The organism is Streptomyces sp. NBC_01198 (genome assembly GCF_036010485.1).
GTDB lineage: Bacteria > Actinomycetota > Actinomycetes > Streptomycetales > Streptomycetaceae > Actinacidiphila.
On sequence record NZ_CP108568.1, the window covers coordinates 5,189,513 to 5,214,917 of the forward strand.

Annotated in this window: 22 protein-coding genes; 10 read left to right on the forward strand and 12 right to left on the reverse strand. The window is 72.9% G+C overall.

Features of this window, described 5'->3' with window-relative positions; genetic code table 11:
* Positions 1–146: 146 nt before the first annotated feature.
* The 3 genes from OG702_RS23205 to OG702_RS23215 all read left to right on the forward strand — a co-directional run bounded on the left by OG702_RS23205 (position 147) and on the right by OG702_RS23215 (position 3,075).
* A complete protein-coding gene (locus tag OG702_RS23205; RefSeq protein WP_327290855.1) occupies positions 147–1,286 on the forward strand; it encodes a 5-(carboxyamino)imidazole ribonucleotide synthase in 1,140 nt (379 codons plus the stop codon).
* Positions 1,279–1,824, forward strand: coding sequence for a 5-(carboxyamino)imidazole ribonucleotide mutase (gene purE / locus OG702_RS23210; protein WP_327290856.1), 546 nt, complete (start codon positions 1,279–1,281; stop codon positions 1,822–1,824). The genes OG702_RS23205 and purE overlap by 8 nt, the downstream gene beginning before the upstream one ends.
* 72 nt (positions 1,825–1,896) lie before the next feature.
* Positions 1,897–3,075 (forward strand): dipeptidase, encoded by a 1,179-nt coding sequence (locus tag OG702_RS23215; protein WP_327290857.1) that lies wholly within the window; start codon positions 1,897–1,899, stop codon positions 3,073–3,075.
* 86 nt (positions 3,076–3,161) lie between these two features.
* On the opposite strand, the gene OG702_RS23220 is transcribed toward OG702_RS23215, so the two are convergent.
* Positions 3,162–3,530 (reverse strand): VOC family protein, encoded by a 369-nt coding sequence (locus OG702_RS23220; protein ID WP_327290858.1) that lies wholly within the window; start codon positions 3,528–3,530, stop codon positions 3,162–3,164.
* A 93-nt stretch (positions 3,531–3,623) separates the two neighbouring features.
* Between OG702_RS23220 and OG702_RS23225 the strand changes: the two genes are divergently transcribed.
* Positions 3,624–4,199, forward strand: a complete 576-nt coding sequence (locus OG702_RS23225; RefSeq protein WP_327290859.1) for a CGNR zinc finger domain-containing protein — start codon at positions 3,624–3,626, stop codon at positions 4,197–4,199.
* A gap of 15 nt (positions 4,200–4,214) precedes the next feature.
* Here the strand turns inward: OG702_RS23225 and OG702_RS23230 are convergent, their stop codons facing one another.
* The gene (locus OG702_RS23230) at positions 4,215–5,555 is read right to left on the reverse strand and encodes a UDP-glucose dehydrogenase family protein (protein WP_327290860.1); all 1,341 of its coding nucleotides are present in this window, start codon (positions 5,553–5,555) and stop codon (positions 4,215–4,217) included.
* Between the two features lie 133 nt (positions 5,556–5,688).
* On the opposite strand from OG702_RS23230, the gene OG702_RS23235 reads away from it, so the two are divergent.
* Both OG702_RS23235 and OG702_RS23240 read left to right on the forward strand, forming a co-directional pair.
* Positions 5,689–6,849, forward strand: coding sequence for an acyl-CoA dehydrogenase family protein (locus tag OG702_RS23235; RefSeq protein WP_327290861.1), 1,161 nt, complete (start codon positions 5,689–5,691; stop codon positions 6,847–6,849).
* A 202-nt stretch (positions 6,850–7,051) separates the two neighbouring features.
* Complete coding sequence (locus tag OG702_RS23240; protein WP_327290862.1) at positions 7,052–7,735, forward strand: LAETG motif-containing sortase-dependent surface protein; 684 nt, start codon at positions 7,052–7,054, stop codon at positions 7,733–7,735.
* 102 nt (positions 7,736–7,837) lie between these two features.
* Here the strand turns inward: OG702_RS23240 and OG702_RS23245 are convergent, their stop codons facing one another.
* Entirely contained in the window at positions 7,838–9,064 is a 1,227-nt protein-coding gene (locus tag OG702_RS23245) for an LCP family protein (RefSeq protein WP_327290863.1), read from the reverse strand.
* Positions 9,065–9,181: 117 nt separating this feature from the next.
* Between OG702_RS23245 and OG702_RS23250 the strand changes: the two genes are divergently transcribed.
* Positions 9,182–9,790 (forward strand): acyl-CoA thioesterase, encoded by a 609-nt coding sequence (locus tag OG702_RS23250; protein ID WP_442814515.1) that lies wholly within the window; start codon positions 9,182–9,184, stop codon positions 9,788–9,790.
* A gap of 55 nt (positions 9,791–9,845) precedes the next feature.
* On the opposite strand, the gene OG702_RS23255 is transcribed toward OG702_RS23250, so the two are convergent.
* On the reverse strand, positions 9,846–11,405 hold the full coding sequence (locus OG702_RS23255; RefSeq protein ID WP_327290864.1) for an LCP family protein: 1,560 nt from the start codon (positions 11,403–11,405) through the stop codon (positions 9,846–9,848).
* Between the two features lie 115 nt (positions 11,406–11,520).
* On the opposite strand from OG702_RS23255, the gene OG702_RS23260 reads away from it, so the two are divergent.
* Entirely contained in the window at positions 11,521–12,573 is a 1,053-nt protein-coding gene (locus OG702_RS23260; protein WP_327290865.1) for a glycosyltransferase family 2 protein, read from the forward strand.
* Positions 12,574–12,678: 105 nt separating this feature from the next.
* On the opposite strand, the gene OG702_RS23265 is transcribed toward OG702_RS23260, so the two are convergent.
* From OG702_RS23265 to OG702_RS23285, 5 genes are all read right to left on the reverse strand, one after another.
* A complete protein-coding gene (locus OG702_RS23265) occupies positions 12,679–14,364 on the reverse strand; it encodes an LCP family protein (RefSeq protein ID WP_327290866.1) in 1,686 nt (561 codons plus the stop codon).
* A 257-nt stretch (positions 14,365–14,621) separates the two neighbouring features.
* Positions 14,622–16,289, reverse strand: coding sequence for an LCP family protein (locus OG702_RS23270; RefSeq protein WP_327290867.1), 1,668 nt, complete (start codon positions 16,287–16,289; stop codon positions 14,622–14,624).
* Positions 16,290–16,496: 207 nt separating this feature from the next.
* Positions 16,497–17,888, reverse strand: a complete 1,392-nt coding sequence (locus OG702_RS23275; protein ID WP_327290868.1) for an LCP family protein — start codon at positions 17,886–17,888, stop codon at positions 16,497–16,499.
* A 52-nt stretch (positions 17,889–17,940) separates the two neighbouring features.
* The gene (locus tag OG702_RS23280; RefSeq protein WP_442814516.1) at positions 17,941–19,128 is read right to left on the reverse strand and encodes an LCP family protein; all 1,188 of its coding nucleotides are present in this window, start codon (positions 19,126–19,128) and stop codon (positions 17,941–17,943) included.
* Positions 19,129–19,605: 477 nt separating this feature from the next.
* Positions 19,606–20,361: a TIGR03089 family protein gene (locus OG702_RS23285; protein WP_327290870.1), complete on the reverse strand. Its 756-nt coding sequence runs from the start codon at positions 20,359–20,361 to the stop codon at positions 19,606–19,608.
* A gap of 52 nt (positions 20,362–20,413) precedes the next feature.
* Between OG702_RS23285 and OG702_RS23290 the strand changes: the two genes are divergently transcribed.
* Positions 20,414–21,376 carry a DNA-3-methyladenine glycosylase family protein gene (locus OG702_RS23290; protein WP_442814517.1) on the forward strand — a complete coding sequence of 321 codons (963 nt, stop codon included), beginning with the start codon at positions 20,414–20,416 and terminating at the stop codon, positions 21,374–21,376.
* A gap of 76 nt (positions 21,377–21,452) precedes the next feature.
* Here the strand turns inward: OG702_RS23290 and OG702_RS23295 are convergent, their stop codons facing one another.
* The 3 genes from OG702_RS23295 to OG702_RS23305 are packed head-to-tail and all read right to left on the reverse strand — an operon-like array spanning position 21,453 to position 24,297.
* The gene (locus OG702_RS23295; RefSeq protein WP_327290871.1) at positions 21,453–22,769 is read right to left on the reverse strand and encodes a coenzyme F420-0:L-glutamate ligase; all 1,317 of its coding nucleotides are present in this window, start codon (positions 22,767–22,769) and stop codon (positions 21,453–21,455) included.
* Positions 22,766–23,722: a 2-phospho-L-lactate transferase gene (gene cofD / locus OG702_RS23300; protein ID WP_327290872.1), complete on the reverse strand. Its 957-nt coding sequence runs from the start codon at positions 23,720–23,722 to the stop codon at positions 22,766–22,768. Before cofD ends, OG702_RS23295 begins: the two co-directional genes overlap by 4 nt.
* Positions 23,723–23,778: 56 nt before the next feature.
* On the reverse strand, positions 23,779–24,297 hold the full coding sequence (locus OG702_RS23305; protein ID WP_327290873.1) for a cysteine dioxygenase: 519 nt from the start codon (positions 24,295–24,297) through the stop codon (positions 23,779–23,781).
* Positions 24,298–25,012: 715 nt separating this feature from the next.
* Here OG702_RS23305 and OG702_RS23310 point away from each other — a divergent pair.
* Positions 25,013–25,276, forward strand: a complete 264-nt coding sequence (locus tag OG702_RS23310) for a WhiB family transcriptional regulator (protein WP_031519519.1) — start codon at positions 25,013–25,015, stop codon at positions 25,274–25,276.
* Positions 25,277–25,405 lie beyond the last annotated feature (129 nt).

Sequence of the window (25,405 nt, forward strand, 5' to 3'; positions counted from 1 at the left end):
GGAAGCGGGTTTTCGGTGTCCCTCATGCTAACCGGCCCCCGGAAGTCGCCGGGGGGCCGCCCGGCGTTACTCCGGCCGTCCGGCCGATACCCTGGTAGAGCCATCACCGGGGGACCGGCCCCCGTGTACCACCGGCAGGAAAAAACGTGACATTCCCCGTAGTCGGCATGGTCGGCGGCGGCCAGCTCGCCCGTATGACCCACCAGGCGGGCATCCCGCTCGGCATCAGGTTCAGGATTCTCAGTGACACCGCGCAGGACTCGGCGGCGCAGGTCGTCGCCGACGTCACCGTCGGCGACTACCGCGACCTCGACACCCTGCGGGCCTTCGCCCGGGGCTGCGACGTGATCACCTTCGACCACGAGCACGTGCCGACCGAGCACCTGCGCGCCCTGGAGGCGGAGGGCATCGCGGTACGCCCGGGGCCGGACGCCCTGGTGCACGCCCAGGACAAGGGCGTGATGCGGGCCAGGCTGGCCGAGATCGGCGTGCCCTGCCCGCGCAACCGGATCGTCGCCGACCCGGCGGACGTCTCCCGCTTCGCCGCGGAGACCGGGGGATACCCGCTGGTCCTCAAGACCGTGCGCGGCGGCTACGACGGCAAGGGCGTGTGGTTCGTGCGCGCCGAGGCGGACGCGGCCGACGCCTTCCGCGCCGGTGTGGCGGTGCTCGCCGAGGAGAAGGTCGACTTCGTGCGCGAGCTGGCCGCGAACGTGGTGCGCTCGCCGCACGGCCAGGCGGTGGCGTATCCGGTGGTGGAGTCGGTGCAGGTCGACGGCGTGTGCGACACGGTGATCGCGCCCGCGCCCGGCCTGTCAGAGGCGCTCTCCGCGAAGGCGCAGCGCCTGGCGCTGACGGTGGCCCGCGAGCTGGGCGTCGTCGGCCACCTGGCGGTCGAGCTGTTCGAGACCGCCGACGGCCGCATCCTGGTCAACGAGCTGGCCATGCGCCCGCACAACAGCGGCCACTGGACCATCGACGGCGCCGCCACCTCGCAGTTCGCCAACCACCTGCGGGCGGTGCTCGACCTGCCGCTGGGCGACCCGCGGCCGCGGGCCCCCTGGACGGTGATGGCCAACGTGCTCGGCGGCGACTACCCCGACATGTACGCCGGCTATCTGCACTGCATGGCCCGCGACCCCGGGCTGAAGATCCACATGTACGGCAAGGACGTGAAGCCCGGCCGCAAGGTCGGCCATGTCACCACCTACGGCGACGACCTGCCCGGCGTGCGCGAGCGCGCCCGTCACGCGGCCGACTACCTGCGAGGGACGATCGATGAGTGACGCGCGCGAGGCGGCGGCCGCACCCGCGGTCGGCATCGTCATGGGGTCGGACTCCGACTGGCCGGTGATGGAGGCCGCGGCCGACGCGCTGCAGGAGTTCGACGTCACCTTCGAGGTCGACGTCGTCTCCGCGCACCGGATGCCGCACGAGATGATCGCCTACGGCGAGCAGGCCGCGGACCGCGGGCTCAAGGCGGTCATCGCGGGCGCCGGCGGCGCCGCCCACCTGCCGGGCATGCTCGCGTCCGTCACCCCGCTGCCGGTCATCGGGGTGCCGGTGCCGCTGAAGTACCTCGACGGCATGGACTCGCTGCTGTCCATCGTGCAGATGCCGGCCGGTGTGCCGGTCGCCACCGTCTCGGTGGCCGGGGCGCGCAACGCCGGTCTGCTGGCGGTCCGCATCCTGGCCGCGCACGATCCGGAGCTGCGGGCGCGGATGCGGGAGTTCCAGGCCTCGCTCAACGAGCAGGCCACCGAGAAGGGCCGGCGGCTGCGCGCCAAGGTCACCGGGGCGGCGGGCTTCGGCTTCGCCAAGTAGTCCGCCCGCACCGCGAAGGCGCCGCCCCGTACGGCGCCTTCGCGAGGGGCACCGCCGCATAGGCTGGCCTGCATGGACCTCCTCGCCCGGGCCCGCGACCTGCTCGCCGCCCATCCCGTCGTCGACGGGCACAACGACCTGCCGTGGGCGCTGCGCAAGCAGGTCGCCTACGACCTGGACCGGCTCGACATCGCGGCCGACCAGAGCGACCGGCTGCACACCGACATCCCGCGGCTGCGGGCCGGCGGCGTCGGGGGCCAGTTCTGGTCGGTCTACGTGTCGGTGGAGCTGACGGGCGCGGACGCGGTCACCGCGACCCTGGAGCAGATCGACGTCGTCCGCCGGCTGACCGAGCGCCACCCGGACGACCTCGCGCTCGCGCTGACCGCCGACGACATGGAGGAAGCCCGCGGCAGAGGCCGTATCGCCTCGCTGATGGGCGCCGAGGGCGGCCACAGCATCGACGGCTCGCTCGCCGTCCTGCGCGCCTTCTACGACCTCGGGGTGCGCTACATGACGCTCACCCACAACGACAACACCCCCTGGGCCGACTCCGCCACCGACCAGCCCGCCGCGGGCGGCCTGACCGCCTTCGGCGAGGAGGTCGTCAGGGAGATGAACCGGCTGGGCATGCTGGTGGACCTCTCGCACGTCTCCGCCGACACCATGCGCGACGCGCTGCGGGTGGCCGAGGCGCCGGTGCTCTTCTCGCACTCCTCGGCCCGCGCGGTCTGCGACCACGTGCGCAACGTCCCCGACGACGTGCTCGCCCGGCTGCCCGCCAACGGGGGCGTGGCCATGGCCACCTTCGTGCCGAAGTTCATCCTGCCCGCCGCCATCGAGTGGACCGGGGCGGCCGACGTCAACATGCGCGCGCACGGCCTGCACCACCTGGACACCACCCCCGAGGGGATGGCCGTCCAGCGGGCGTACGAGGCGGCGCACCCGCGGCCGGTCGCCACCGCGGCGACCGTCGCCGACCACCTGGACCACATGCGCGAGGTGGCCGGCGTCGACCACATCGGGCTGGGCGGCGACTTCGACGGCACGGCCTTCACGCCCGCGGGCCTGGACGACGTGGCCGGCTATCCGAACCTGATCGCCGAGCTGCTGCGCCGCGGCTGGTCCGACGCCGACCTCGCCAAGCTGACCTGGCACAACGCGGTGCGGGTGCTGCGCGACGCGGAGTCGGCGGCCGCCGCGATCCGGCTCAAGAGCGGCCCGTCGGTGATGGTGCTGCCGGCCGGCTGACCCGCCGCCCCTGCCGGCCGGCTGACCCGCCGCCCCTGCCGGCCGGCTGACCCGCCGCCCCTGCTGGGCGGCGGGCCGGCCGCCGCTCAGCAGGCGCAGAGGCAGAAGGGGTGACCGGCCGGGTCGGCGTAGACCCGCCAGTTGCGGGTGCCGTCGAGGTCGCCCTCCAGCAGGGTCGCGCCGAGCGCGAGCACCTGCTTCTCCGCGTCGTCCATCTCGGCGCGCTGCACCGCGATGTCCAGGTGGAACTGCTGCGGGCGCTCCGGGTCGGGCCAGACGGGCGCCCGGTGCGCGGGGGCGAGCTGGAAGGACAGCTTCTGGCCGTCCGCCCGGTCGAGGTCCACCCAGGTCCCGTCGTCGGCCTCGACGGTGCCGCCCACCAGCTCGGCGTAGAACGCGGCGAGGGCGGCGGGGTCGGGACAGTCGAGAACGACGGCGCTCAGCCGGCCGATCATGGTAAGTCCTCTCGTCGGGTGGCGTTACCGGCTTGGTGGGGGCTGGCGGTAACCGTTACTTCATCATCCCGGGGCAGCGGTAACGTGGCAAGAGTGGAGCAGCCCGGAGTACGCGATCCCGCGCCCGAACCGCTGCGGCTCGTCCAGGACCTGGTCAACACCGTGGACCTGGAGGGCGGCAGCGACGACCTGCGGACCGCCGCGGAGGCGGCCGGCTGGGCGCGCGGGAAGGGCCTGTCGGGGCGCGGATTCGACCAGGACGCGCTGGCGGACGTCCTGACCCTGCGCGAGGCCCTGCGGGACGCCTGCACCGCCCACGCGGGCCCCGGCGTCCCTGCCGCCGCCGTCGCGGCCCTCGACCGGCTGCTGGCGGCCGCGCCGCTGCGGCTGGCCGTCGACGCCGAGGGCGCCGCCGCCGTACGCCCCGCCGACGGGCTCACCGGCGCGGCCGAACTCACCGCCGCGGTCGCCGCGGCCATCGCCCAGGCGACGGTGGACGGCAGCTGGCAGCGCCTCAAGGCGTGCGCCGCCGACACCTGCCGCTGGGTCTACTACGACCGCAGCCCGGCGGGCCGCAGCCGCTGGTGCACGATGGCGATCTGCGGCAGCCGGGCGAAGATGCGGACCTACCGGAAGAACGGCAGGGCCGGCCTGCCGCAGCCGGGCTGACCCCGGCGCGCCGCGCTAGGCCTGCGGGCGGCCCATCGCGCGGTACGTCCAGCCCGCCTTGCGCCACAGCGCCGGGTCGAGGGCGTTGCGCCCGTCGAGCACCGCGCGGCCGCGGGCGACGTCGGCCAGCACGGCCGGGTCCAGCTCGCGGAACTCGCGCCACTCGGTGAGATGCAGCACTATGTCGGCGCCGCGGACCGCGTCCAGGGCGCTGGGCGCGTAGCCGAGGGTGGGGAAGAGCGAGCGGGCGTTGTCCATGCCCTTGGGGTCGTAGACGGTGACCTGGCCGCCCTGGAGCTGGATCTGGCCGGCCACGTTGAGCGCGGGGGAGTCCCGTACGTCGTCGGAGTCCGGCTTGAAGGTCGCGCCGAGCACGGCGACCCGGCGGCCGAGGAAGCCGCCGCCCAGCGCCTCGCGGGCCATCTCCACCATGTGGGTGCGGCGCCGCATGTTGATCGAGTCGACCTCGCGCAGGAAGGTCAGCGCCTGGTCGGCCCCCAGCTCGCCGGCCCTGGCCATGAAGGCGCGGATGTCCTTGGGCAGGCAGCCGCCGCCGAAGCCGATGCCGGCCCGCAGGAACTTGTGGCCGATCCGGTCGTCGTAGCCGATCGCCTCGGCGAGCTTGGCCACGTCGCCGCCGGCCGCCTCGCTGACCTCGGCCATGGCGTTGACGAAGGAGATCTTGGTGGCAAGGAAGGCGTTCGCCGCGGTCTTGACCAGCTCGGCGGTCGGGTAGTCGGCCACGATGAACGGCGTACCCTGGGCGACGGGCGTGGCGTAGACCTCCCGCAGCAGGGTCTCCGCGCGCTCGCTGGTCACGCCCACCACGATCCGGTCCGGGCGCAGCGTGTCCTGCACCGCGAAGCCCTCGCGCAGGAACTCCGGATTCCACGCCAGCTCCGCCTCCGCGCCCGCCGGCGCCAGCTCGGCCAGCAGCGCCGCCAGCCGGGTCGCGCTGCCCACCGGCACGGTGGACTTGCCGACCACCAGCGCGGGCCGCCGCAGGTGCGGGGCGAGCGCCGTGAAGGCGCGGTCGACGTAACTCATGTCGCAGGCGTATTCGCCCTGCTTCTGCGGGGTGTTGACGCACACGAAGTGCACGTCGCCGAAGTCCGCGACCTCCTCCCAGGACCGGGTGAAGCGCAGCCGACCGGTGGACCCCTCGATCCCCGCCACATGCTTGGCAAGCAGCTCCTCAAGGCCCGGCTCGAACATCGGCACCCGGCCCTGCGACAGCATCTCGATCTTCCGCGGCTCGATGTCGAGCCCGAGTACGTCGAAGCCGAGTTCTGCCATGGCGGCGGCATGGGTGGCGCCGAGGTAGCCGGTGCCGATGACGGTGAGCTTGAGAGGCATGCGGGAGAGCATAGTCGGCGCGGGGCGGCCGCCTCAGGCCGTGCTGTCGGGAACGTCACGTACGCCGGATCATGGGCGCGGCCCTAGGATTGTACGGTTACTTAACGGTAGTTAGCATCGGGAGTGAGACTCTGTGGCCGGATCCTCCGACTTCGACCTTTTCCGGACCTCCGAAGAGCACGACATGCTGCGGGACGCCGTGCGCTCCCTCGCCGAGGCGAAGATCGCCCCCTTCGCCGCCGAGGTGGACGAGCAGGGCCGCTTCCCGCAGGAGGCGCGCGACGCGCTGGAGGCCAACGACCTGCACGCGGTGCACGTCCCCGAGGCCTACGACGGCTCGGGCGCCGACGCGCTGTCCACCGTCATCGTGATCGAGGAGGTCGCCCGGGTCTGCGCGTCCTCCTCGCTGATCCCCGCGGTCAACAAGCTCGGCTCGCTCCCGGTGCAGCTGTCCGGCTCGGAGGCGCTCAAGACGAAGTATCTGGGCGCGCTCGCCCGCAAGGAGGGGATGTTCTCCTACGCGCTGTCCGAGCCGGAGGCGGGCTCGGACGCGGCGGGCATGAAGACCCGGGCGATACGCGACGGCGACTTCTACGTGCTCAACGGCGTCAAGCGCTGGATCACCAACGCGGGGGTCTCCGACTTCTACACCGTCATGGCGGTCACCGACCCCGACAAGCGCTCCAGGGGCATCTCCGCCTTCGTGGTGGAGAAGGGCGACGAGGGCGTGTCCTTCGGCGCCCCGGAGAGGAAGCTCGGCATCAAGGGCTCGCCCACCCGCGAGGTCTACCTCGACGACGTCCGCATCCCCGCCGACCGCATCATCGGCGAGGAGGGCACCGGCTTCGCCACCGCGATGAAGACCCTGGACCACACCCGCGTCACCATCGCCGCCCAGGCCATCGGCATCGCCCAGGGCGCGCTGGACTACGCCAAGGGATACGTCGCCGAGCGCAGGCAGTTCGGCAAGGCCATCGCCGAATTCCAGGGCATCCAGTTCATGCTGGCCGACATGGCCATGAAGCTGGAGGCCGCCCGCCAGCTCACCTACGCCGCCGCGGCCAGGTCGGAGCGCTCCGACGCCGACCTGACCTTCTTCGGCGCCGCCGCCAAGTGCTACGCCTCGGACGTGGCCATGTCGGTCACCACCGACGCGGTCCAACTCCTGGGCGGATACGGGTACACACGCGACTATCCGGTCGAGCGGATGATGCGCGACGCCAAGATCACCCAGATCTACGAGGGCACCAACCAGGTCCAACGGATCGTCATGGCGCGCAACCTGCCCGCGTAGCAACTCTGTAACACCGCCGCGCGAAGAGCACCCGGAGCGGGTGCTCTTTGTGCGTGTGGGGTCGTGTAATGGTCGGTTTGCGATCAATTGACAAGCAGACGCGGGGGCTTGTAGAGGTGTGAGGGTCATCAGCGGGGCGGGGGGCCTTCGCGTCCGCTGACCGGCCCTTTCCGCTTGTGATCCGATCCCGTGAAGGGAAGACGTGTCCATAAACCGCCGTACCGCATTTGCGGTGCGTTCCATCGGCGTTGCCTCCGCCGCAGCCGCTCTTGCGTTGGGCGTTGCAGGCAGCGCGTTCGCGTGCAGCATCGGCGACTTCGCCGCCACCCCCGTCTGTGACCAGGCCACAGGCAAGACCACGATCAGCATCACGGACAAGGACGGCTCGGGTACGCCCGCGACCGTGACGATCCTCGACAACGGTGCCCAGGTCGGCTCCGGCTCGATCGACCACCCGACTGCCGAGGGCGTCACGATCTCCATCGACGTCGCCTGGAAGCCCAGCACGACGTACACCGTGCACGTGACGGCCGGCCAGCCGAACAAGAAGCCGATCGTCGACCAGGACATCAAGGGCGGGGTGACCACGCCGGCCGAGGCGTGCACCGCTCCGACGCCGTCCTCGACGCCGACGACCCCGTCGTCGACGCCCACCACGCCGGAGACGTCGCCCACGACGGCCGCTCCGTCCCCGTCCACCACCAGCCCGGCTGCGGCTGTCGACGACACCAACGCGCCCTCGCCGGCCGGCGGTACGTCCGACCTCGCCGAGACCGGTGGCGGCAGCAACACCGGCATGATCGCCGGTGTCGCGGCAGTGCTCCTGGCCGCCGGCGGCGGCACGGTCTTCATGCTGCGCCGCCGCAACCCCGCCGGACGTCACTGACGTTCACGGCCGAGGGGCGCCACACGCCGGACGGCCCCGGCTCCCACCGCGTGATCGCGGGGGAGCCGGGGCCGTCCGGCGTTGCGCGGCGGGCGCCCGGCACTACTTGGTGACGGTGACCTTGTCGTCGTCCTTGAGCTGACCGAAGAGCGTCTTGGCCTTGGTCATGTCCCACTTCACGGCGTCGCCGTCGTTCGGGGTCTGGTAGTTGGCGCTGGCTATCGGCACGGTGATGGAGTTTCCGCTGCCGCCGGTGACGCCCTTCATGGCCCAGAACATCGACGCGAGGTTCCGCAGGCTCATGTCCTTGTCCACGATGAGCGTGTCGAGGCCCGAGCCGATCACCGGGTAGAGCTTGAACGGGTTGAGCACGGTGGAGGGCGAGGCCGCCTGGTGCGCCAGCGTCGACAGGAACTTCTGCTGGTTGCGCATCCGGCCCAGGTCCTGGTCGGCCTCCTGGTGGCGCTGCCGGACGAAGGCGAGCGACTGCTGGCCGTTCATCTTCGTGCAGCCCGCGGCGAAGTCCGCGCCGGACGCCTTGTCGTGCAGCGGCTTGTCCAGGCACATGTTCACGCCGCCGAGCGCGTTGACCAGGTTCACGAAGCCCGCGAAGCCGATCTCGGCGTAGTGGTCGATGTGGATGCCGGTGTTGTACTCGATGGTCCTGGTCAGCAGCTCGGGGCCGCCGTCGGCGTAGGCACGGTTCAGCTTGTGCGTGGAGGCCGCGTACCGCTTGTGCGACTGCTGCCCGGTGAAGGCCGGGATGGTCACGTAGGAGTCACGCGGCAGGCTCATCATCGTGCTGCCGTTGCTGCCGGTGTGCAGGATCATCATCGAGTCGGTGCGCTGGCCCGCGGCGGCACCGGTGTGCAGGTCCTTCTCGTCCTGCTTGGTCAGCCCCTCACGGCTGTCCGAGCCGACGATCAGGTAGTTGGTGCCCTTGCCGGTCGCCGGGCGGTCCTCGACCTTGCTCAGGTCGACCTCGCGCCGCACCTTGGAGTCGGCCCAGAAGTAGGTCGACACGGACACCACGAGCAGCACCACGACCAGGCCGAGCGCCGTGTAGCCGATCTTCCTGCGGGTGCTCCAGCGCGGGGTGCGCGGTCCGCGACCGCCGGGGCCGCCGGTGACCGGCGGGCCGTAGCCGTCGCCCGATCCGCCGCCGGGCTGCGGGATGGCGCCGGGCGGCAGGCGGTCGCCCGGGGCGGGGCGTCGAGTGGGCTGCGGCGGGACTCCACCCGAGGCAGCGGCCCGGCGCGGCGACAGTTCTGGGGGCAGCGGAGGCTCGGAGAGCCTGCGCTGCTCGGTGTCATCGCTCCAACCGTTCATGTCCGTCAGTGTGCCCGGCCACGGCGTGGGACCTTGAATCCAGGGCGGTTCTGTAGCAGACCCGATGCATTCGGCCACCGGCCGCAGCGGTTTCGTAACGGACATAAAGTGGCTGTCATGATCGAATCATCCGCAGGTTCCGGCACCCCCGGAACGTCCGCCGTGCCAGAGGCCCAGGAAGCCCCGGACATCCCGCAGCTCCCGGTGATCCCGGGCAAGCCGACGTCCGCCGCCCGGATCACCCTCTCGCACATCATGAGCGCCCACGACACCAATCTGCTGGGCACCGTGCACGGCGGCGTCGTGATGAAACTGGTGGACGACGCCGCCGGGGCGGTCGCGGGGCGGCACTGCGAGGGTCCCGCGGTGACCGGCGCCATGGACGAGATGGCCTTCCTCGAACCGGTCAGGGTCGGCGACCTGCTCCAGGTCAAGGCCCAGGTCAACTGGACGGGGAAGACCTCCATGGAGGTCGGCGTCCGGGTGGTCGCCGAGCGCTGGAACGAGGCGGGGCGGCCCGCCAAGCAGGTGGCGAGCGCCTATCTGGTCTTCGTGGCGGTGGACGCCGAGGGCCGCCCGCGCCGGGTGCCGCCCGTCCTGCCGGAGACCGCCCAGGACCGGCGGCGCTGGCAGGAGGCCCAGATCCGCCGCACGCACCGGCTGGCCCGCCGCCGGGCGATCCTGGCGCTGCGCAGGGAGCGGGCAGCCGAGGGCCTGCACGACTGACCGCGCCCGCGTCCGGGGCGCCGTCCCGCCCGGCCCCCCGGAACGGCTCGCGGTCTCAGGGGCAGCCGACCTGGTCGCCGGTGAGCGCGCCCTCCTCCGGCCGCGTCCCCGGGTCCGGCAGCGGCGCTGCGACCGGCTTCACCCGGACGGTGGTGAAGTCCGGGCCGAGCGTGACGCGCATCACCGGGCCCTGCTTGGCCGCCGGCACCAGCTGCGCCCCCGGCAGCGCCACGGCCAGCGCCTTCGCCGAGGTGTCCCAGCGCGGGTCGTAGCGGATGACCGTGTGCGGCACGTGCCGGCGCGCGGTGGTCGGGGTGCCGGTGGTGACGAAGCCAGTGGCGCGCAGCGCCTGCTGGGTGTCCGCGGCGAGCCCGCCGACGGCGGTGCCGTTCTCGACCCGTACCCGGATCCTCGCCGGGTCGACCGCGACGGGCACGCGCGCCGGTGCGGGGCTGCCGGTGGGCGTCGGGCGCGGGGCGGTGAGCGGCTTGTCGGCGCGGATGGTCGCCCACAGCCGGCCGGCCTTCAGCGCGTCCCACTTCACGGTGGAGCCCACCCCGTGGACGTTCACGCTGTTGTCGCTCAGCGGCACCGAGGCGAACTCCGACGAGGCGGGCGAGAAGCCCTTCATGGCGCGGGCCAGGGTGAGCATGTCCTTGCTGTCCAGGCCCTGGTCGGCGCGGACCGAGCCGAGCACGGTGGAGACGGCCCTGCGGAGCCGCAGCGGGTCGCCGAGCATGCCGCCGCTGGTGACCTTGTGGATGACCTGGGCCAGGAAGCGCTGCTGGCGCTGCATCCGCCCCAGGTCGGCGGCCGGGTCCAGATGCCGGGAGCGTACGTACTGCAGCGCCTGGCCGCCGTTCAGGGTCGTGGTGCCGACCGGCAGGTTCAGCCCGCTGTAGGAGTCCTTCAGCGGCCGGGAGGTGCAGACCGGGACGCCGCCGATCACGTCGACGGTCTTCATGAAGCTGGTGAAGTCCACTTCCAGGTAGTGGTCGATGTGGACGCCGGTCAGCTGCTCGACGGTCTGCACGGTGAGCTTGGGGCCGCCCAGCGCGTAGGCCTGGTTGAGCTTGGCGGGCCGGGTCGCGGCGGCGGGCGTCGCCGCGCCCTTCGCGCCGGGCTTCGCGGTGGGCGCGGCGGCGGCCTTCCCCGCGGCCTTGGCGGCCGCGGTCGCGCCGGCCGGCACGGGCCTCGCGGGCAGCAGCACGTACGTGTCGCGCGGGATGCTGACGACGCTGGCCCGCGCGTGGTCCTGCGAGAGATGGACCAGCATGATCGTGTCCGTGCAGTGGCAGGGCGCCCCGCCCAGGTGGTAGAGCTTCTTCTCCGCCGGGGCGAGATCCTCCCGCCCGTCGGTGCCGACCAGCAGGAAATTCGTGCCCTTGCTGCCGTCGGGGCGGCCCTGCATGCCGCCGAAGGCGTCGACCCGGCCGATCGCCCCGTTCACCCCGGTCACCACCGCGTGGCCGATGCCGCTGGCGGTGATCACCAGCAGCGCGACCCCGCCGACGATCCTGGTGCTCAGCCGGATCGGCGGGCGCCGGCCGGGCGCCGGCCGTCGCCCTGGCTGCGGCCGTTGTGGGCTGACGGGACGTCGGCTGGTCAGCGGCACGGGATTCCCTCCGCAGTGGTGCAGGCAGGCAGACCCGTTCAGGCTAGAGACAAATAGGACTGTCAGCCTTGCCCCCACGCGCTGGGGTCCCCCATTGGCGGTAACGTTTCCCGCAATGAACGCCGCCAATGACTCCGCGCTCCCGGCCGTCTCCGTGATCATGCCGGTGCTCAATGAGGAGCGCCACCTGCGTAACTCCGTCCGGCACATCCTGGAACAGGACTATCCGGGCGAGCTGGAAGTCGTCATCGCGCTCGGTCCCTCCAAGGACCGGACCGACGCGATCGCGGCCGAGCTGGTCGCCGAGGACCCCCGGGTCCATACGGTGCCCAACCCCACCGGGCGCACGCCCGCCGCGCTGAACGCCGCGATCAACGCCTCCCGCCATCCGGTGGTGGTGCGGGTCGACGGCCACGGCATGCTCTCGCCGGACTACATCGCCACGGCCGTCCGCCTGCTGGACGAGACCGGCGCGGCGAACGTCGGCGGCATCATGCACGCCGAGGGTGAGAACGCCTGGGAGAAGGCGGTCGCCGCGGCGATGACCGCCAAGATAGGGGTCGGCAACGCCGCCTTCCACACCGGTGGCGCGGCCGCGCCCGCCGACACCGTCTATCTCGGTGTCTTCCGCCGCGAGGTGCTGGAACAGCAGGGCGGCTACAACATCGAGTTCGTCCGCGCCCAGGACTGGGAGCTGAACTACCGGATCCGCGAGGCCGGGCACCTCATCTGGTTCTCGCCCGAGCTCAAGGTCTCCTACCGGCCGCGGCCGAGCGTGCGCACCCTGGCCAAGCAGTACAAGGACTACGGCCGGTGGCGCCGGGTGGTGACCCGCTACCACCGCGGCTCGGTCAACCTGCGGTATCTGGCGGCGCCCGGCGCCCTGCTGGCCAACGCGGTGGGCATCGTCGTCGGCGCCGCGCTGACGCCGTGGGCGCTGTTGGTGCCGGCGGCCTACCTCGCCGGCATCACCGTCGGCTCGCTGCCGGCCGGCCGCGGCCTGGGCGCCGGCGCCCGGCTGCGGATCCCGCTCGCGCTGGCCACCATGCACATGTGCTGGGGCTACGGCTTCCTGACCAGCCCGCGCTCGCTCGCCCGTACGGTCATCGCCAGCCGCCGCCCCGCCGTCCAGGCGGCCGCGGCGGAGTCGGCGCCCGCCGACGTGTGACCGTACGCTGGTAGCCGCAGCGTCAGGTCGCAGCCGTACCCGCCAGCAGGGGTCCGCCGGAAGCTCCGGCGGACCCCTGCTGCCGCGGTGGGTGACGCGGGCCGGTCAGCCCGCCCAGCGGTAGATCGGCTGGATGGGCATGCAGCCGGTGGTGTCGGCGCCGTTCATGGCGTCGGCGTTCTTCGGCACACCGCCCGCCTTCGGCAGCGTCGCGCTGTAGTCGGTGCCCGACTTCCAGTCCGCGCCGACGGTCACGGTGAGGGCCTGCGTCGTGGTGGACGGCTTCACGTTGCTCACCGGGATCTTCAGCGCCTTGGCCACCGAGGTGGCGTCGGCCCTGCCCTGGTCACCGGAGGCCGCCGGGTAGACCACCGACGTGCCCGGGCTGGGCGCGGAGGTCTGGCTGGGCTCGGCCTTGGTGAAGCCCGCGGTCTTCAGCGCCGTGGCGATGTCGGTGGCACGGTGCGGCACCGCCGGGTTGGCCGCAGTGCCCGCGGTGCCGTTCACCACGGTGACCGGGATCGTCGCGGCGGCCGCGGCGGGCGGTCCGGAGGGAGTGCTCGGCTTCGGCGACGAGCTCGCCGACCCCGGGGGCTTGGCCTTGCCGTCCGCGTCCATGGCCACGTCGTTGCGCATCAGCGCCCACACCGTGCCGGCCGACGCGGCGGGCACGTAGTGGGCGTTCTCGTCCTGCGGGTCGGCGTCGTGCGGCATCGTCAGCATCGTCATCCGGGACGGCGGGATGCTCTTGAGCTCCATGCCGAGGTTGTAGAGCTTCTTCGGGGTGCCGATCTCCGAGGAGACCTCGAAGGCGCCCATCGCCGTGGTGGCGATCTTGTTCAGCCGGGCCGGGTTGGTGAAGAGGTTCTGGCTGCGCAGGGTGCGGATCAGCGAGCTCATGTACATGTGCTGGGCCTTGGCCCGGCCGGAGTCGTCGCCGAAGGCGTCACGGGTGCGCAGCCACTGCAGGGCCTGCTTGTCCTTGATGATGCTCTTGCCCTTGGGGAGCTTCAGCCCGGAGCCGCCGTGCTTGATGTACTTGGTGGGGCGGTCCCACACGCTGTGCTCGACGCACACCTGGACGCCGCCGAGCACGTCCGCCATCTCCACCACGCCGGAGAAGTCGATCATCAGCCAGTGGTCGATGTAGACGTTGGTGAGGTTCTGCACCGTCGCCAGCGTGCAGCCCGGGCCGCCGCGGCCCAGCGAGGCGTTGATGATGGTGTTGGTCTTGGGGTAGAGGTGGTGCGTCTTGGGGTCCTCGCACTGCGGGATGTCCACCCGGGTGTCGCGCGGGATGCTCACCACCGACATGTTGCTGCGGTCCGCGGACAGGTGGGCGATCATGATCACGTCGGCCCGGGCGCCCCCGCTGTCGGCGGCGCCGCCGAGCTTCTTGTCGTCCGCGCTGAGCCGGCTGTCGGAGCCGAGGATCAGGATGTTCATCGCCGTGGTGCCGTTGGCGTTCGCCTTCGGCTTGGCCACCGTCGTGTTGCCGCTGACCCGCTCGCCCTTGCGGATCTTGCCGGACAGGTACTCGTAGTAGCCGTACGCGGCCCCCGCCGTCCCCAGGACGCCGACCGCGGCCACGATCGCCACCCAGCGCAGCGCCTTGCGCCGGCGGGGGCGCTGCTGCCGCCGGCCGCCCCTGCGGTGGCCGCCGCCGTGTCCCCCGCCGTGCCCGCCGCCGCCGTGCCGCGCGCCGCGGGTGTCGGCGCCGCCCGCGCCAGGTCCGCCGGATATCGGGTCGGGGCCGTCCCCGCCCCCGTGCGGGCTTCTGGGCCCCGGCACCTGGCCGCTCCCCCGGCCCGGCGCCCCCGGGGCGTACGGGCGCGCGTCGTCCCGGTGGAGCCCGTCGTCCCAGCCGAGGTCACCATGGTCAGGTGCGGCCCCCTGGCCACCTCCCATTGCCCCGTCCCGCATCAGGAACCCTCCCCCTGCTTCGGCCGAACCTCGGCCGTCCTCCTGTCAGACGGCCGTCAGCCGCGCGGAGTTGCATTCCGCGGCCTCGACTTAACACGACGTGGATCACCGGGAGGTTTCGTGAGTCAGCTCACGCAGGAGGAATTGTCCGCCTCTGTCCTGTCCAGGTCGTCGGGGTCCGCGTCGGGGTCCGCGATCGGCACACCGGCCCGGGTGAAGTCCGCACCCAGGGTGAGCGCCATGTCCGCCCCCGGGGCGCCCCCGCTGCCGGACGACGGCCTGAGGGCCGAGCCCGGCAGGCCCATCATCGCGGCCAGCGCACGCGCCTGGTCGGCCTGTTCCCGGGTGTAGACCAGGGTGGTCCGCGCGGCCGGAGCCGGGGCGTTGCCGCCATTGGCGGGGGCGCCGACACCCTGGGTGTCGCGCAGCCAGGCCACCGTGCCGCGGGCGGCGCCGAGGATGCCGCTGCCGTTGAGTACCCGCACCCGGACGTCGCCGGCCGCCGCCCTCGGGCCGCGCAGCCGGGTCTCGCTCCGCGGCCGCTTCCTGCGCCCGCTGAGCGAGACGTCGTCCTTGATCAGCGTGAACAGCCGCTGCGCCCTGCCCTGGTCGACCACCACGGTGGCGTGCACCTTCTCGTTGGGGTTGTCGACCACCGGCAGGGTGGTGAAGGTGATGTGCTTGGCGTCGACCTTGCTGATGTCCTTGGCCAGGCTGCTCAGTTTCGAGACGCTGCCGATCGCGCTGTCCACGGTCAGCGCCCGGGTCGCGGTGTCCGCCAGGGAGAAGAGCTTCCTGGGGTTGGTCAGGGTGCCGCTGGACTTGATCTTGCGGATCATCGCGCCGATGAACCGCTGCTGCAGCTTGATCCGGTCCAGGTCGCTCTGGTTGCGCAGCGCGTGCCGGGTCCTGACGAACTCCAGCGCCTGCTCACCCTCGATCCGGTGCTGACCCGCGGACAGGTCCAGGTGCGACTTGGGGTCCACCAGCGGCCTGGCGAGGCACATGTCGACCCCGCCGACCGCCGTCGACAGCGCCTTGACCGCCTCGAAGTCGACCATCATGAAGTGGTCCACCGAGATCCCGGTCAGCGCGGTGACGGCCCGCATGGTGCAGCCCGGGTCGCGCCCGCCCACCCCCAGGCTCTCGTTGAACTTCGGCGTGGTCAGTCCGGCGGGGATGCCGGGGATCGTCGTGGTCGCGCCGTCCTCGCCCACGGTCGGGCAGGCCGGGATGCTCGTGACGATGTCCCGCGGGATGCTCATCGCGGTGGCGTTGGTGCGGTCGGCCGACACGTGGAAGAGGATCGTGGTGTCCGCGTGCCCGACGTTGTCCGCGTCCCCGTAGCGGCCGCCCAGACCCTGGCGGCTGTCGGTGCCGATCACCAGCAGGTTGACCGGACCCTTGCCGACGACGTTCTTGCTGCCCGCGTCGCCGACGTCCACCGTGGTGAGGTTGCCGTTGAAGTGCTCGTAGACCAGGTAGCCGCCGACGCCGACCGCGACCAGGACCAGGCCCATCGAGCCCGCGGTCCACAGCAGCGCCTTCCTGCGCCGGGACGGCCCCCTGCCCGGCGTCCTGACCGGCCTGCCCTTCCGGCGGCCGGGTGGACAGCCGGCGCCGGCCGTACGGCGGCCCCGGGGCGGGGGAACGGCGTCGGTGGCGCCCCGGGTGGTCTGCCGCGGCAGTCCGCCGGTCCGCGTCTGGTCCTGCCGTAGCCGGTAGCTGCCGGTCGCCGGGTCGAGGACCCACTGGTCCGCCGGATCGATGTCGTCTCGGCCTTGCGTGTCCACGGTCGCTCGGGTCCTCCATCCGGTAACCGTCGGATCGCTTACAGTAGTCGCCCGATCCGTCGCCGATACGCGATCCCAGGGGATTCACCCCGCTGTAGCCGGACAAAGCCCTCAATTCCCACCGCAATTGGTGCGGTTTTTCAGCAGGCTTTCACCATGCTTTGCCACGGAGCCCGGCTCCGGGACCGCCGGCGGATACCGCGGTGCTCAGCAGTGGACGCCGGTCGCGGGTGTCAGGGTCACGCCCTTGGGCGGTGTGGTGGGCGGGGCCACCGGGACGCCGGGCGCGGTGAAGTCGGCGCCCAGGGTCAGCGTCATGTTCGCCCGTGGCGCCGCGTCCTTCGTGCCGGGGATCAGCGCGGAGGCGGGCAGGCCCATCATGGCGGCCAGCGAGCGGGCCTGGTCGGCCTGGTTCGGCGCGTACTGCAGGGTGGTTCTCGCCGCCCTGCCATGGGCGTCGCCGCCGTTGGTGGTGCGGTCGGCGCCCTGGGCGTTCTGCAACCAGCCCAGCACGTCCTGCGAGGCGCCGAAGACCCCGGTGCCGTTGTAGATCAGCACCCGGGTGTCGTGATGGGTCGCCCTCGGGCCGACCAGCTTCGGATCGACCGCCGGCGGGTGGTCGGGGGACAGCGACACGTCGTGCGCCATCAGGGCGTACAGCTGCGCGGCCTTGGCCGTGTCGGCGACCGGCGGTGTGGCGCCGCTCTTGACCGGCACCGTCACGAAGGTCACATGCGCCGGATCGGCGGTGCCCATGGCGTCGGCGAGCGCGCCCAGCGCCTTCTGCGTGCCGATCGGGGTGTCCGTGGTGAGCGTGGAAGGAGCGGTACGTGCCAGCGCCGTCAGGGTCCGCGGGTCGGCCAGGGTGCGGTCCACGCACAGGTCCGCGGACGTGACCCCGCTCGACGCGGCCTTCGCCGCCGCGTAGTCGACCAGCACCACATGGTCCACCGGCAGCCCGGTGAGCTGCTTGGCCGCCCGCAGCGCGCAGCCGGGGCCGCGCCCGGTCAGCGCGGCGGAGAACGGCTGCCCGGAGGCGCCCTTGACCGTGGCGCCCCCGACCGGGCAGTCGGGGATGTCGGTCACCAGTGCCGGCGGGATGCCCAGCGCCGTCGCGTTGCCGCGGTCCGCGGCCAGGTGGAGCAGGACGGCGGCGTCGGTGGGCTTGCTGCTGAGCACCAGGACGTTCATCGCACCGGCGTGCACCGGGTCCTTGCTGCCGGCGGCCCCGACGTCGACGGTGTGGATCGCGGGACCGTCGCCCTGCCGCTGCGCGACGATCCCCGCGATCACCCCCGCGACCAGCACGGCGCAGGTCGCCCCGACGCCCCACGTCACGGCGGGCGGCCTGTGTGGCTTGGCCTTGCGGCGGCGCGAACCCGCGGCCGGGGCGGCGGCCCGCCGCCCGCCGCGGCCACCGCGGGCGGCCGGCGTGCGAACGGGGGCCGCCCTCGCCGGCCGCGCCGGTACGGGATCGGGCGGCGCAGACACCTGCACCGGCTCCGACGGCGCGTCAAGACGCAGCTCGTACCGGCCGGTCACCGGGTCAAGGACCCACTGGTCGGCCGGGTCGACGTAGCCGGACTCCTCGGTGTCCACGGTCGATCGGCCCCTCCATCCACGGTGCTGGCGGAGGGCTCACCATAGTTCATCAGGCATTGCCGCAGATGTCGGCATCGGCGGTCGTCCCCCGGTAGGTGGGTGCCGGAGTGTTTTTCGTACCGCCCGGGGCCGGGGTGCCGGTGGCGCCCGGCTTCCCGCTGTCCGGGTGCCCGTCCGGCGTCACGGCCACCGCCGCGTCGTCGCGCAGCGCCGCGAAGAGCCGGTCGGCGTCGGGCTGCACCAGCTGGTCGCGGTTGTGGTCCTGCGTGTACTGCTCCCGCGGCACGGTCAGGAAGCGCAGCTGCCCGGCGGGGATCCGCTGGATGTCCCGCGCCAGGCCGTACAGCTCGCTGAGCGAGTCCAGGCCGGGGTCCGCGGTCAGCGAGGAGGTCGCGGCGGACAGCACCGGGTAGACCTTCGTCGGGTTGAGCAGCACCCCGTTGCTGCTGACCTTGGAGAACAGCGAGCCGAGGAAGCCCTGCTGGCGGTCCATGCGCTCGGTGTCGCTGCCGTCGCCGAAGCCGTGCCTGGCCCGTACGTAGCCGAGTGCCTGCTCGCCGTTCAGCGTCTGGCGCCCGGCCGGCAGATCGAGATGCGCCTTCGTGTCGTGCACCGGCTCGGCCAGGCACACGTCGACGCCGTTGACGGCGTTCACGATCTTCTTGAACCCGGAGAAGTCCACGATCAGGTGATGGTCGATCCGGATCCCGGTCATGTCCTCGACCGTGCGGATCGTGCAGGCGGCGCCGCCGAACTCGAACGCCCAGTTGAACTGCTCGAACCGCGGCTCGGTCTTGCCCCCGCCGGGCTTGGCGCAGCTCGGCACGTGCGCCATCAGGTCGCGCGGGATGCTCATCGCCGTCGCACTGTGCCGGTCCGCGGCGAGGTGCAGCAGGATCGCGGTGTCCGAGCGCTGCGTGCCGCTGTCCTCGCCGTACTTCTCGTTGCCGTCACCGCGGTTGTCCGAACCCAGCAGCAGGATGTTCTCCGCCGACGTCGGCCCCTCCGTCGGCCGCTCCGACGCGTGCACCTTCAGCTCGGTCTCGGTCGTCCTGTCCGTGGTGATGTTGCCGTCGAGCCGGTGGTACAGGAACCAGATGCCACCGGCCAGCGCCAGCACGAGCAGGGCGGTGGCCGCCGAAAGTATCTTGAGCCACCGGTAGTTCCGCTGCGGCGGCACCGGATCCGTAGGTTCCTCCTCCGGAGGCTCTGCTGACGTCGTCACGTCTCCGCCCATCCCTCATCCGTGCGGCGCCCCGAGCTCGTCTGCCCGCACGCCACTCGTTCAGACAGTCGATTCCGCCGCTTGGTTGCCTCCCCACCCCGACAAGCCCCAACGGCGGGGAGGCCGAAAGCTCACGCCAGGGGGCACCCCCTCAGGGGCGCGGGGAACTGCGCGCGCAACCCCAACGGCGCGGAGGCTGAAAGCCCACCGCAAGTGGCACCCCGTCAGGGGCGCGAGGAACGGCGCGACAAGCCACGACGCCGCGGAGGCCGAAGGCTCACGCCAAGGGGGCACCCCCTCAGGGGCGCGGGGAACCGCGCGCGCAACCCCAAGGGCGGGGAGGCCGCCCACCGCAAGTGGCACCCCCTGAGGGGGGGAACTGCGCGACAAGCCCCGACGGCGGGGAGGCCGAAGCCCACCGCAAGTGGCACCCCGTCAGGGGCGCGAGGAACCGCGCGACAACCCCCGGGCGCCGACCGGGAAAGCCGGCTACACCGTGAGGGTGACCCGCTCAGTCGCCTCACGCGCCGCGAGGCCTTCGGCACTCAAAGCCGCAGCGTTCCGGCACAGCACCGCCGACCCGCCCACCGCCAGCGGTGCGAAGAGCCCGGCCGCCAGGCCGGTCCAGTCGTCGAAGGGGAGCCGGGACAGCACCCGCGCCCCCGGCGCCAGCCGGTACGCCTCGGCCGCGGCGACGGCACGCTCCACCACCGCCCCGGCGGTCATCGTGCCCTCGCCGGCGAGTTCGAGCGCCGGCGAGCCCGCCCCGACCGGCGCGTACGGCACGAAGCGGTCGCCCTGCCCGGGCACCTCGACGGCGTAGTCGACGAAGCCCGCAGGCGCCTGCGGGAAGCGTCCGCCCAGCGGGCGCAGCGCCAACGCCACCCGCTCGCCGCCGCAGGCCCGCGCCTGCTCCAGCGTGTCGGGGCCGCTGACGACCAGGTCGGCCGACGCGGGGTCCGCGCCGGGCGCGACCACCACGCCGGTGGAGAAGCCGGCCAGCAGCCACACGGCCGTCTGCCAGTGCGCGGGCAGCAGCAGCGCGAGCCGGTCGCCGGGCTGCGCCCCCAACTCGTCCTGGAGCAGATTCGCGGTCTTCGCCACCCAGTTCGCGAAGGTGGCGACCGACAGTTCGACCCGCTCACCCGTGGCGTCGTCGTAGAAGGTGATCAGCGGCCGCCCGGGGTCGCCGCGCAGGGCGGAGGCGAGCAGGCCGGCGGGGGTGTCCAGGGCGGGTGAGGTCACGCCGGCCAGGCTACCGGCCGGCCCGCGGACCGCGGCGACTACCCTCGTGCGGGTGCCCACACCTCGACCGCGCCTCACCGGCGGGATCCCCGCCCCCCGGCCGGAGCGGGGCCGTATCCGCACCTGGACCCCGCAAGGCCCGCTGGACGTCCGCCGGACGCTCATGCCGCTGCGCCGCGGCCCGGGCGACCCGGCGTTCCGGGTCGACGCCGACGGCACGGTGTGGCGGGCCAGCCGTACGCCCGCGGGCGCCGGCACCCTGCGGCTGCGGGGCAGCGCGGCGGCCCTGGAGGCCGAGGCGTGGGGTCCTGGCGCGGAGTGGCTGCTCGACGCGCTGCCCGCGCTGCTGGGCGGCGACGACGACCCGTCGGCGTTCACCCCGCGGCACCGCGTCGTGCACGCGGCGCACCGGCGCCATCCGGGCCTGCGGCTGACCAGGACCGGGCTCGTACTCGAGGCGCTGATCCCCTCGGTGCTCGAACAGAAGGTGACCACGACGGAGGCCTATCGCGCCTGGCGGCTGCTGCTGCTCCAGCACGGCGAGCCGGCGCCCGGTCCCGCCGACCGGATGCGGGTGATGCCCGACGCGCGCGGGTGGGCGCGGGTGCCGTCGTGGGACTGGCACTGCGCCGGCGTGGACGACAAGCGGGCGTCCACGGTGATGCGGGCGGTGCGCCTGGGCGGCAGGCTGGACGCGCTGACGTCGCTGCCCGCGCAGGAGGCGGCGACCCGGCTGCAGACCGTGACCGGCATAGGCCCGTGGACGGCCGCGGAGACGCTGCAGCGCAGCCATGGCGCCCCGGACGCGGTCACGGTCGGCGACCTGCACCTGCCGCACCACATCGGCTACGCGCTGACCGGCGCGCGGCGGTCCGACGACGCCACGATGCTCGACCTGCTCGCCCCTTACGCGGGCCAGCGCCACCGGGCCGCCAGGCTGATCCTGCTGGCCGCCCCGAGCCCGCCCCGGCACGGGCCCCGCCTCGCCCCGAACCCGCCGACCCGCCACTCCTGATCCGCCCGGCCCGCCCGGGCGCTGGCCGCGCTGCCCGGGGGACCGCTGGCCGGCGCAGGCCGCCGGCCAGGGCACCTCAGCGCACCGCGATGAAGGCGTCCGCCCCGCGCGGCGCCCGCGGCGGTGGCGTGGAGGCCGGGCGGCCGATGGCCACCGCGCCCATCGGGTCCCAGTTCGGCGGCAGGTCGAGCACCGCGCGCACCGCGTCCCGGCAGAACATCGTGGACGACACCCAGGCGGAGCCGAGCTGCTCGCCGGCCAGCGCGACCAGGAAGTTCTGCACCCCGGCGCCGGCGGCGACCACGAACATCTCGCGTTCCGCCGCCGCCCGCCGGGCGTCGGGGTAGCTGTGGGAGCCGTCGGCGACCAGGCAGGGCACCGCGAGATACGGCGCCCGGCGCAGGACGTCGCCGCGCCGCAGCCGCTTGCTGACGCTCTCCTCGGAGAAGCCGTCCCGCCGCAGGTCCGCCGCCCAGGCGTCACGCATGGCGTCGAGCAGCCGCTCGCGCACCTCGGGCGTCTCCAGCAGCACGAAACGCCAGGGCGTGGTGTGGTGCGGCGCGGGCGCGGTCACCGCGAGGGCGACGGCCCGCCGTACGGCCGCGGGGTCCACCGGCTCGCCGGTGAAGTCGCGCACGGTGCGCCGCAGCGACACCGCCTCCCGTACGGCCTCCGACGTGCCGAGCCGGAACATGTCGTCGGCGGCCCTGCGCACCAGCGCCCTGGCCCCGGGGTCGGCCGCGTCATCGGTGTCCCGGGGGAGTACCACGCCGGGCAGGCCGCGGACCACGGCGACCGGGCGGCCGGTCGCCTTGCCCTTGACCAGGTCGCCGGCCGCGGCCAGCTCGTCTGCGGTGGCGGTCACGGTCATCTGCAGCGGATTGCCGTGGGAGTCCTGCCCGCCGCGCAGGTCGTCGAGCACGGCCACCCCGGCGGCGCCGATCGCCACGTCTGTGAGCCCTTCGCGCCACGGCCGGCCGAAGGTGTCGGTGACGACGACCCCGACATTGACGCCGAGGTCGTCGCGCAGCGCCGCCCTGATCCGGCGGGCGGAGCCGTCGGGGTCCTCGGGCAGCAGCAGGACGGTGCCGGGCGCGGTGTTGGACGCGTCGACGCCGGCCGCGGCCATCACGAAGCCGTGCCGGGTCTCGACGATCCTGGTCGGCCCGCGGCGCGCCACCAGCCGTACGGCCTCGGCGTCGATCGCGGCCTCCCGGTCGTCGGCGCGGATCAGCCGGCCCTCGGCCTTGCTGACGATCTTGGAGGTGACCAGCAGGACGTCGCCGTCGGCCAGCTCGACCCCGGTGGCGGCGATGAGCTTGCCGAGGTCCGCGCCGGGCTGCACCTCGCCGATGCCCTCGGGGGCGAAGACCTCGAAGCGTGCCGCGCTCACGCGCGCACCTCCTCGGCCAGCGTCAGCGCCTCCTGCGCCATGCGGGTGGTGGCGTCGAGGCCGGTCATCAGCAGCGGGACCGCCCGGCAGCGGATGCCGGCCGCCTCGACCTCCTCGACGGCGCCCGCGTCGACGGTGTCCACCAGCCAGCCGTCGAGCAGCCCCGAGCCGTAGTGCGCGGCGACCGCGGCGGCGGTGGACTCCACGCCGACCGCGGCCAGCACCTTGTCCGCCATGCCGCGCACCGGTGCGTCGCCGACGATCGGTGACAGGCCCACGACCGGCACCCCTGCCTCGGCGATCGCCTCGCGCACCCCCGGCACGGCCAGGATCGTGCCGATGCTCACCACCGGATTGGACGGGGGGAAGACGATGACGTCGGCCGCGCCGATCGCTTCGAGCACCCCGGGCGCGGGCTTGGCGGCCTCGGCCCCGACCGGTACGACGGCGTGCGCCGGGACCGCGGCGCGCAGCCGTACCCAATATTCCTGGAAGTGGATCGCCTTGCGCTCGCCGCCGGTCTCGACCAGCACATGGGTCTCGATCCGGTCGTCCGACATCGGGATCAGCCGGACGCCGGGATTCCAGCGGGCGCACAGCGCTTCGGTGACGGCGCTGAGCGGATAGCCGGCGGCCAGCATCTGGGTCCGCACGATATGGGTGGCGAAGTCCCGGTCGCCCAGGCCGAACCACTCGGGTCCGACCCCGTACGCGGCCAGCTCCTCCTTCACGGTGAAGGTCTCCTCGGCCCGGCCCCAGCCCTGCTCCTCGTGGATGCCGCCGCCCAGCGTGTACATCACGGTGTCGAGGTCGGGGCAGACCTTCAAGCCGAACAGATGGATGTCGTCTCCGGTGTTGCCGATGACGGTGATCTCCGCCTCCGGCGCCGCTGCCAGCAAGCCGCGCAGAAAGCGCGCCCCGCCGATTCCTCCGGCCAGAACCACGATTCGCATGGGTCCCAGTCTGTCAGCCGCTGAGGCGGCCCCTGCGGCCGCTCCCCGCCGTGCGGCTACCTCGCCGAGCGCGCCGGGACCTCGGCCGCCGCCCTCGCGGGGGAGGTGCAGGCGTGCGGCGTCATCTCGGTGAGGCCGGGGAAGTACACGTGCAGGCTGACCGCGGGCTCCAGGCTGTCATTGACGACCTCGTGCACGTAGCCGGGTGCGAAGGCGCGCTGGCCGCCGCCGGCGAGGCCGCGGACGGTCTCGCCGTGCGAGCCGAGCGCGCGTTCGCGCAGCGCGCCCCGCAGGACGGTGAGCACGCCCGACGAACCGCCGTGGTCGTGGAGGCCGCTGCTCTGGCCGGGGAGCCAGCTGAGCAGCCACACCTCGTAGCCGGGGCCGGTCTGCAGGCGGGCGTACCAGCGGGTGGTGGCGTCGTAGCGCACCAGGGGGGCCCACCGCCCGTGGTCGGCGGCGATGGAGCGGGCGAGTCCGGCGAACTCCGCCACGGTGGCCGGGTGTTGCGGCACCGGGGGGAGGAGGTGGGGCAGGGCGAGCGGGTCACCGGCGATGGAGACGTCGGAGTACATGAAGGTGTGTCCCTGGGGGTGTGCGCGAGTGGCGGGCGGTGCCGGGACCGGAAGGACGGGTCCCGAGCAGGGGGCTCAGCGACAGCGGCAGGGACAACAACAGCTCTGTGCGAGCGCGACGCAGCAGGACTCGCGACGGCGGGTCCGGTAGGGCGCGTGATGCTCGACGGGCATGAGCACCAGCAGACCGGTTCAGGCGAGCCCGTGTCAACTGGAAGTCCGTTATGTCGGTCTTCTTTCACCTGATCCGGCACGGCGAGTTGCTGAAAGGTTTGTGCGCAGAGATGTGCGGATAGGTGCAGCCACATCCGTACACCGCAGCATTCCGCTTACCTGACGCACCGAGATGGGAGCGCCCGTGCGCCGCGCAGAACGACGTCGCGCACGCGTCCGACCGTTCCCCCTCGATGCGTGTTTCTGTGATCGAAATGTGATCCACAACGCTTCATCCGTACGGGCGGAACGCGGCATGTCGCCGCAGCGTCTGACGAGGTGTGAGCGGTGGGCCGACCGGACCACGGTTGACGGTTCCAGGCTTTTAGGCCGATAAGAACACTTTCCGTCACCCCTTGGTTCAGCGGAGTGAATAACGGACCCAATAGCAGATCCCGGCTTGACTGGCCCGGATCGGCGCACTTGTAATTTCACTCGTGTCGTTCAGCCGCACATGGTGACGGCCCACATCACGGGGAAGCACGACAGACGAGGGGCGCGCATGACCGAGCAGTTCCAGTTGCTGCTGGCCGAAGAGGCCGACGAGGAACTCGGCTGGCAGGAGCGCGCGCTGTGTGCGCAGACCGACCCCGAGTCGTTCTTCCCCGAAAAGGGCGGTTCCACACGCGAGGCGAAAAAGGTCTGCCTCGCCTGCGAAGTCCGCTCCGACTGCCTTGAATACGCCCTCGCCAACGACGAACGCTTCGGTATCTGGGGCGGCCTGTCGGAAAGGGAGCGCCGCCGCCTGAAGAAGGGCGTCGTCTGACCCCGTCACGACATCCACCCGGGACCCCGGCCGGCCCCCTGACCAGCGGCCGCCGGACCGCCGGCCACCCGCCGCGCGCCCGCCTCGCAGCCCGCCCGCCGCGTCCCCCGACACGGCCGGCGGGCTGCT

What these genes read in the sequence shown, in the direction of transcription:
- cofD (WP_327290872.1), bottom strand. Translation starts at nt 23,722, where the DNA reads ATGCGAATCGTGGTTCTGGCCGGAGGAATCGGCGGGGCGCGCTTTCTG.
- OG702_RS23280 (WP_442814516.1), bottom strand. Translation starts at nt 19,128, where the DNA reads ATGGGCGGAGACGTGACGACGTCAGCAGAGCCTCCGGAGGAGGAACCT.
- OG702_RS23260 (WP_327290865.1), top strand. Translation starts at nt 11,521, where the DNA reads ATGAACGCCGCCAATGACTCCGCGCTCCCGGCCGTCTCCGTGATCATG.
- OG702_RS23215 (WP_327290857.1), top strand. Translation starts at nt 1,897, where the DNA reads ATGGACCTCCTCGCCCGGGCCCGCGACCTGCTCGCCGCCCATCCCGTC.
- OG702_RS23310 (WP_031519519.1), top strand. Translation starts at nt 25,013, where the DNA reads ATGACCGAGCAGTTCCAGTTGCTGCTGGCCGAAGAGGCCGACGAGGAA.
- OG702_RS23250 (WP_442814515.1), top strand. Translation starts at nt 9,182, where the DNA reads ATGATCGAATCATCCGCAGGTTCCGGCACCCCCGGAACGTCCGCCGTG.
- OG702_RS23220 (WP_327290858.1), bottom strand. Translation starts at nt 3,530, where the DNA reads ATGATCGGCCGGCTGAGCGCCGTCGTTCTCGACTGTCCCGACCCCGCC.
- OG702_RS23230 (WP_327290860.1), bottom strand. Translation starts at nt 5,555, where the DNA reads ATGCCTCTCAAGCTCACCGTCATCGGCACCGGCTACCTCGGCGCCACC.
- OG702_RS23305 (WP_327290873.1), bottom strand. Translation starts at nt 24,297, where the DNA reads ATGTACTCCGACGTCTCCATCGCCGGTGACCCGCTCGCCCTGCCCCAC.
- OG702_RS23245 (WP_327290863.1), bottom strand. Translation starts at nt 9,064, where the DNA reads ATGAACGGTTGGAGCGATGACACCGAGCAGCGCAGGCTCTCCGAGCCT.
- purE (WP_327290856.1), top strand. Translation starts at nt 1,279, where the DNA reads ATGAGTGACGCGCGCGAGGCGGCGGCCGCACCCGCGGTCGGCATCGTC.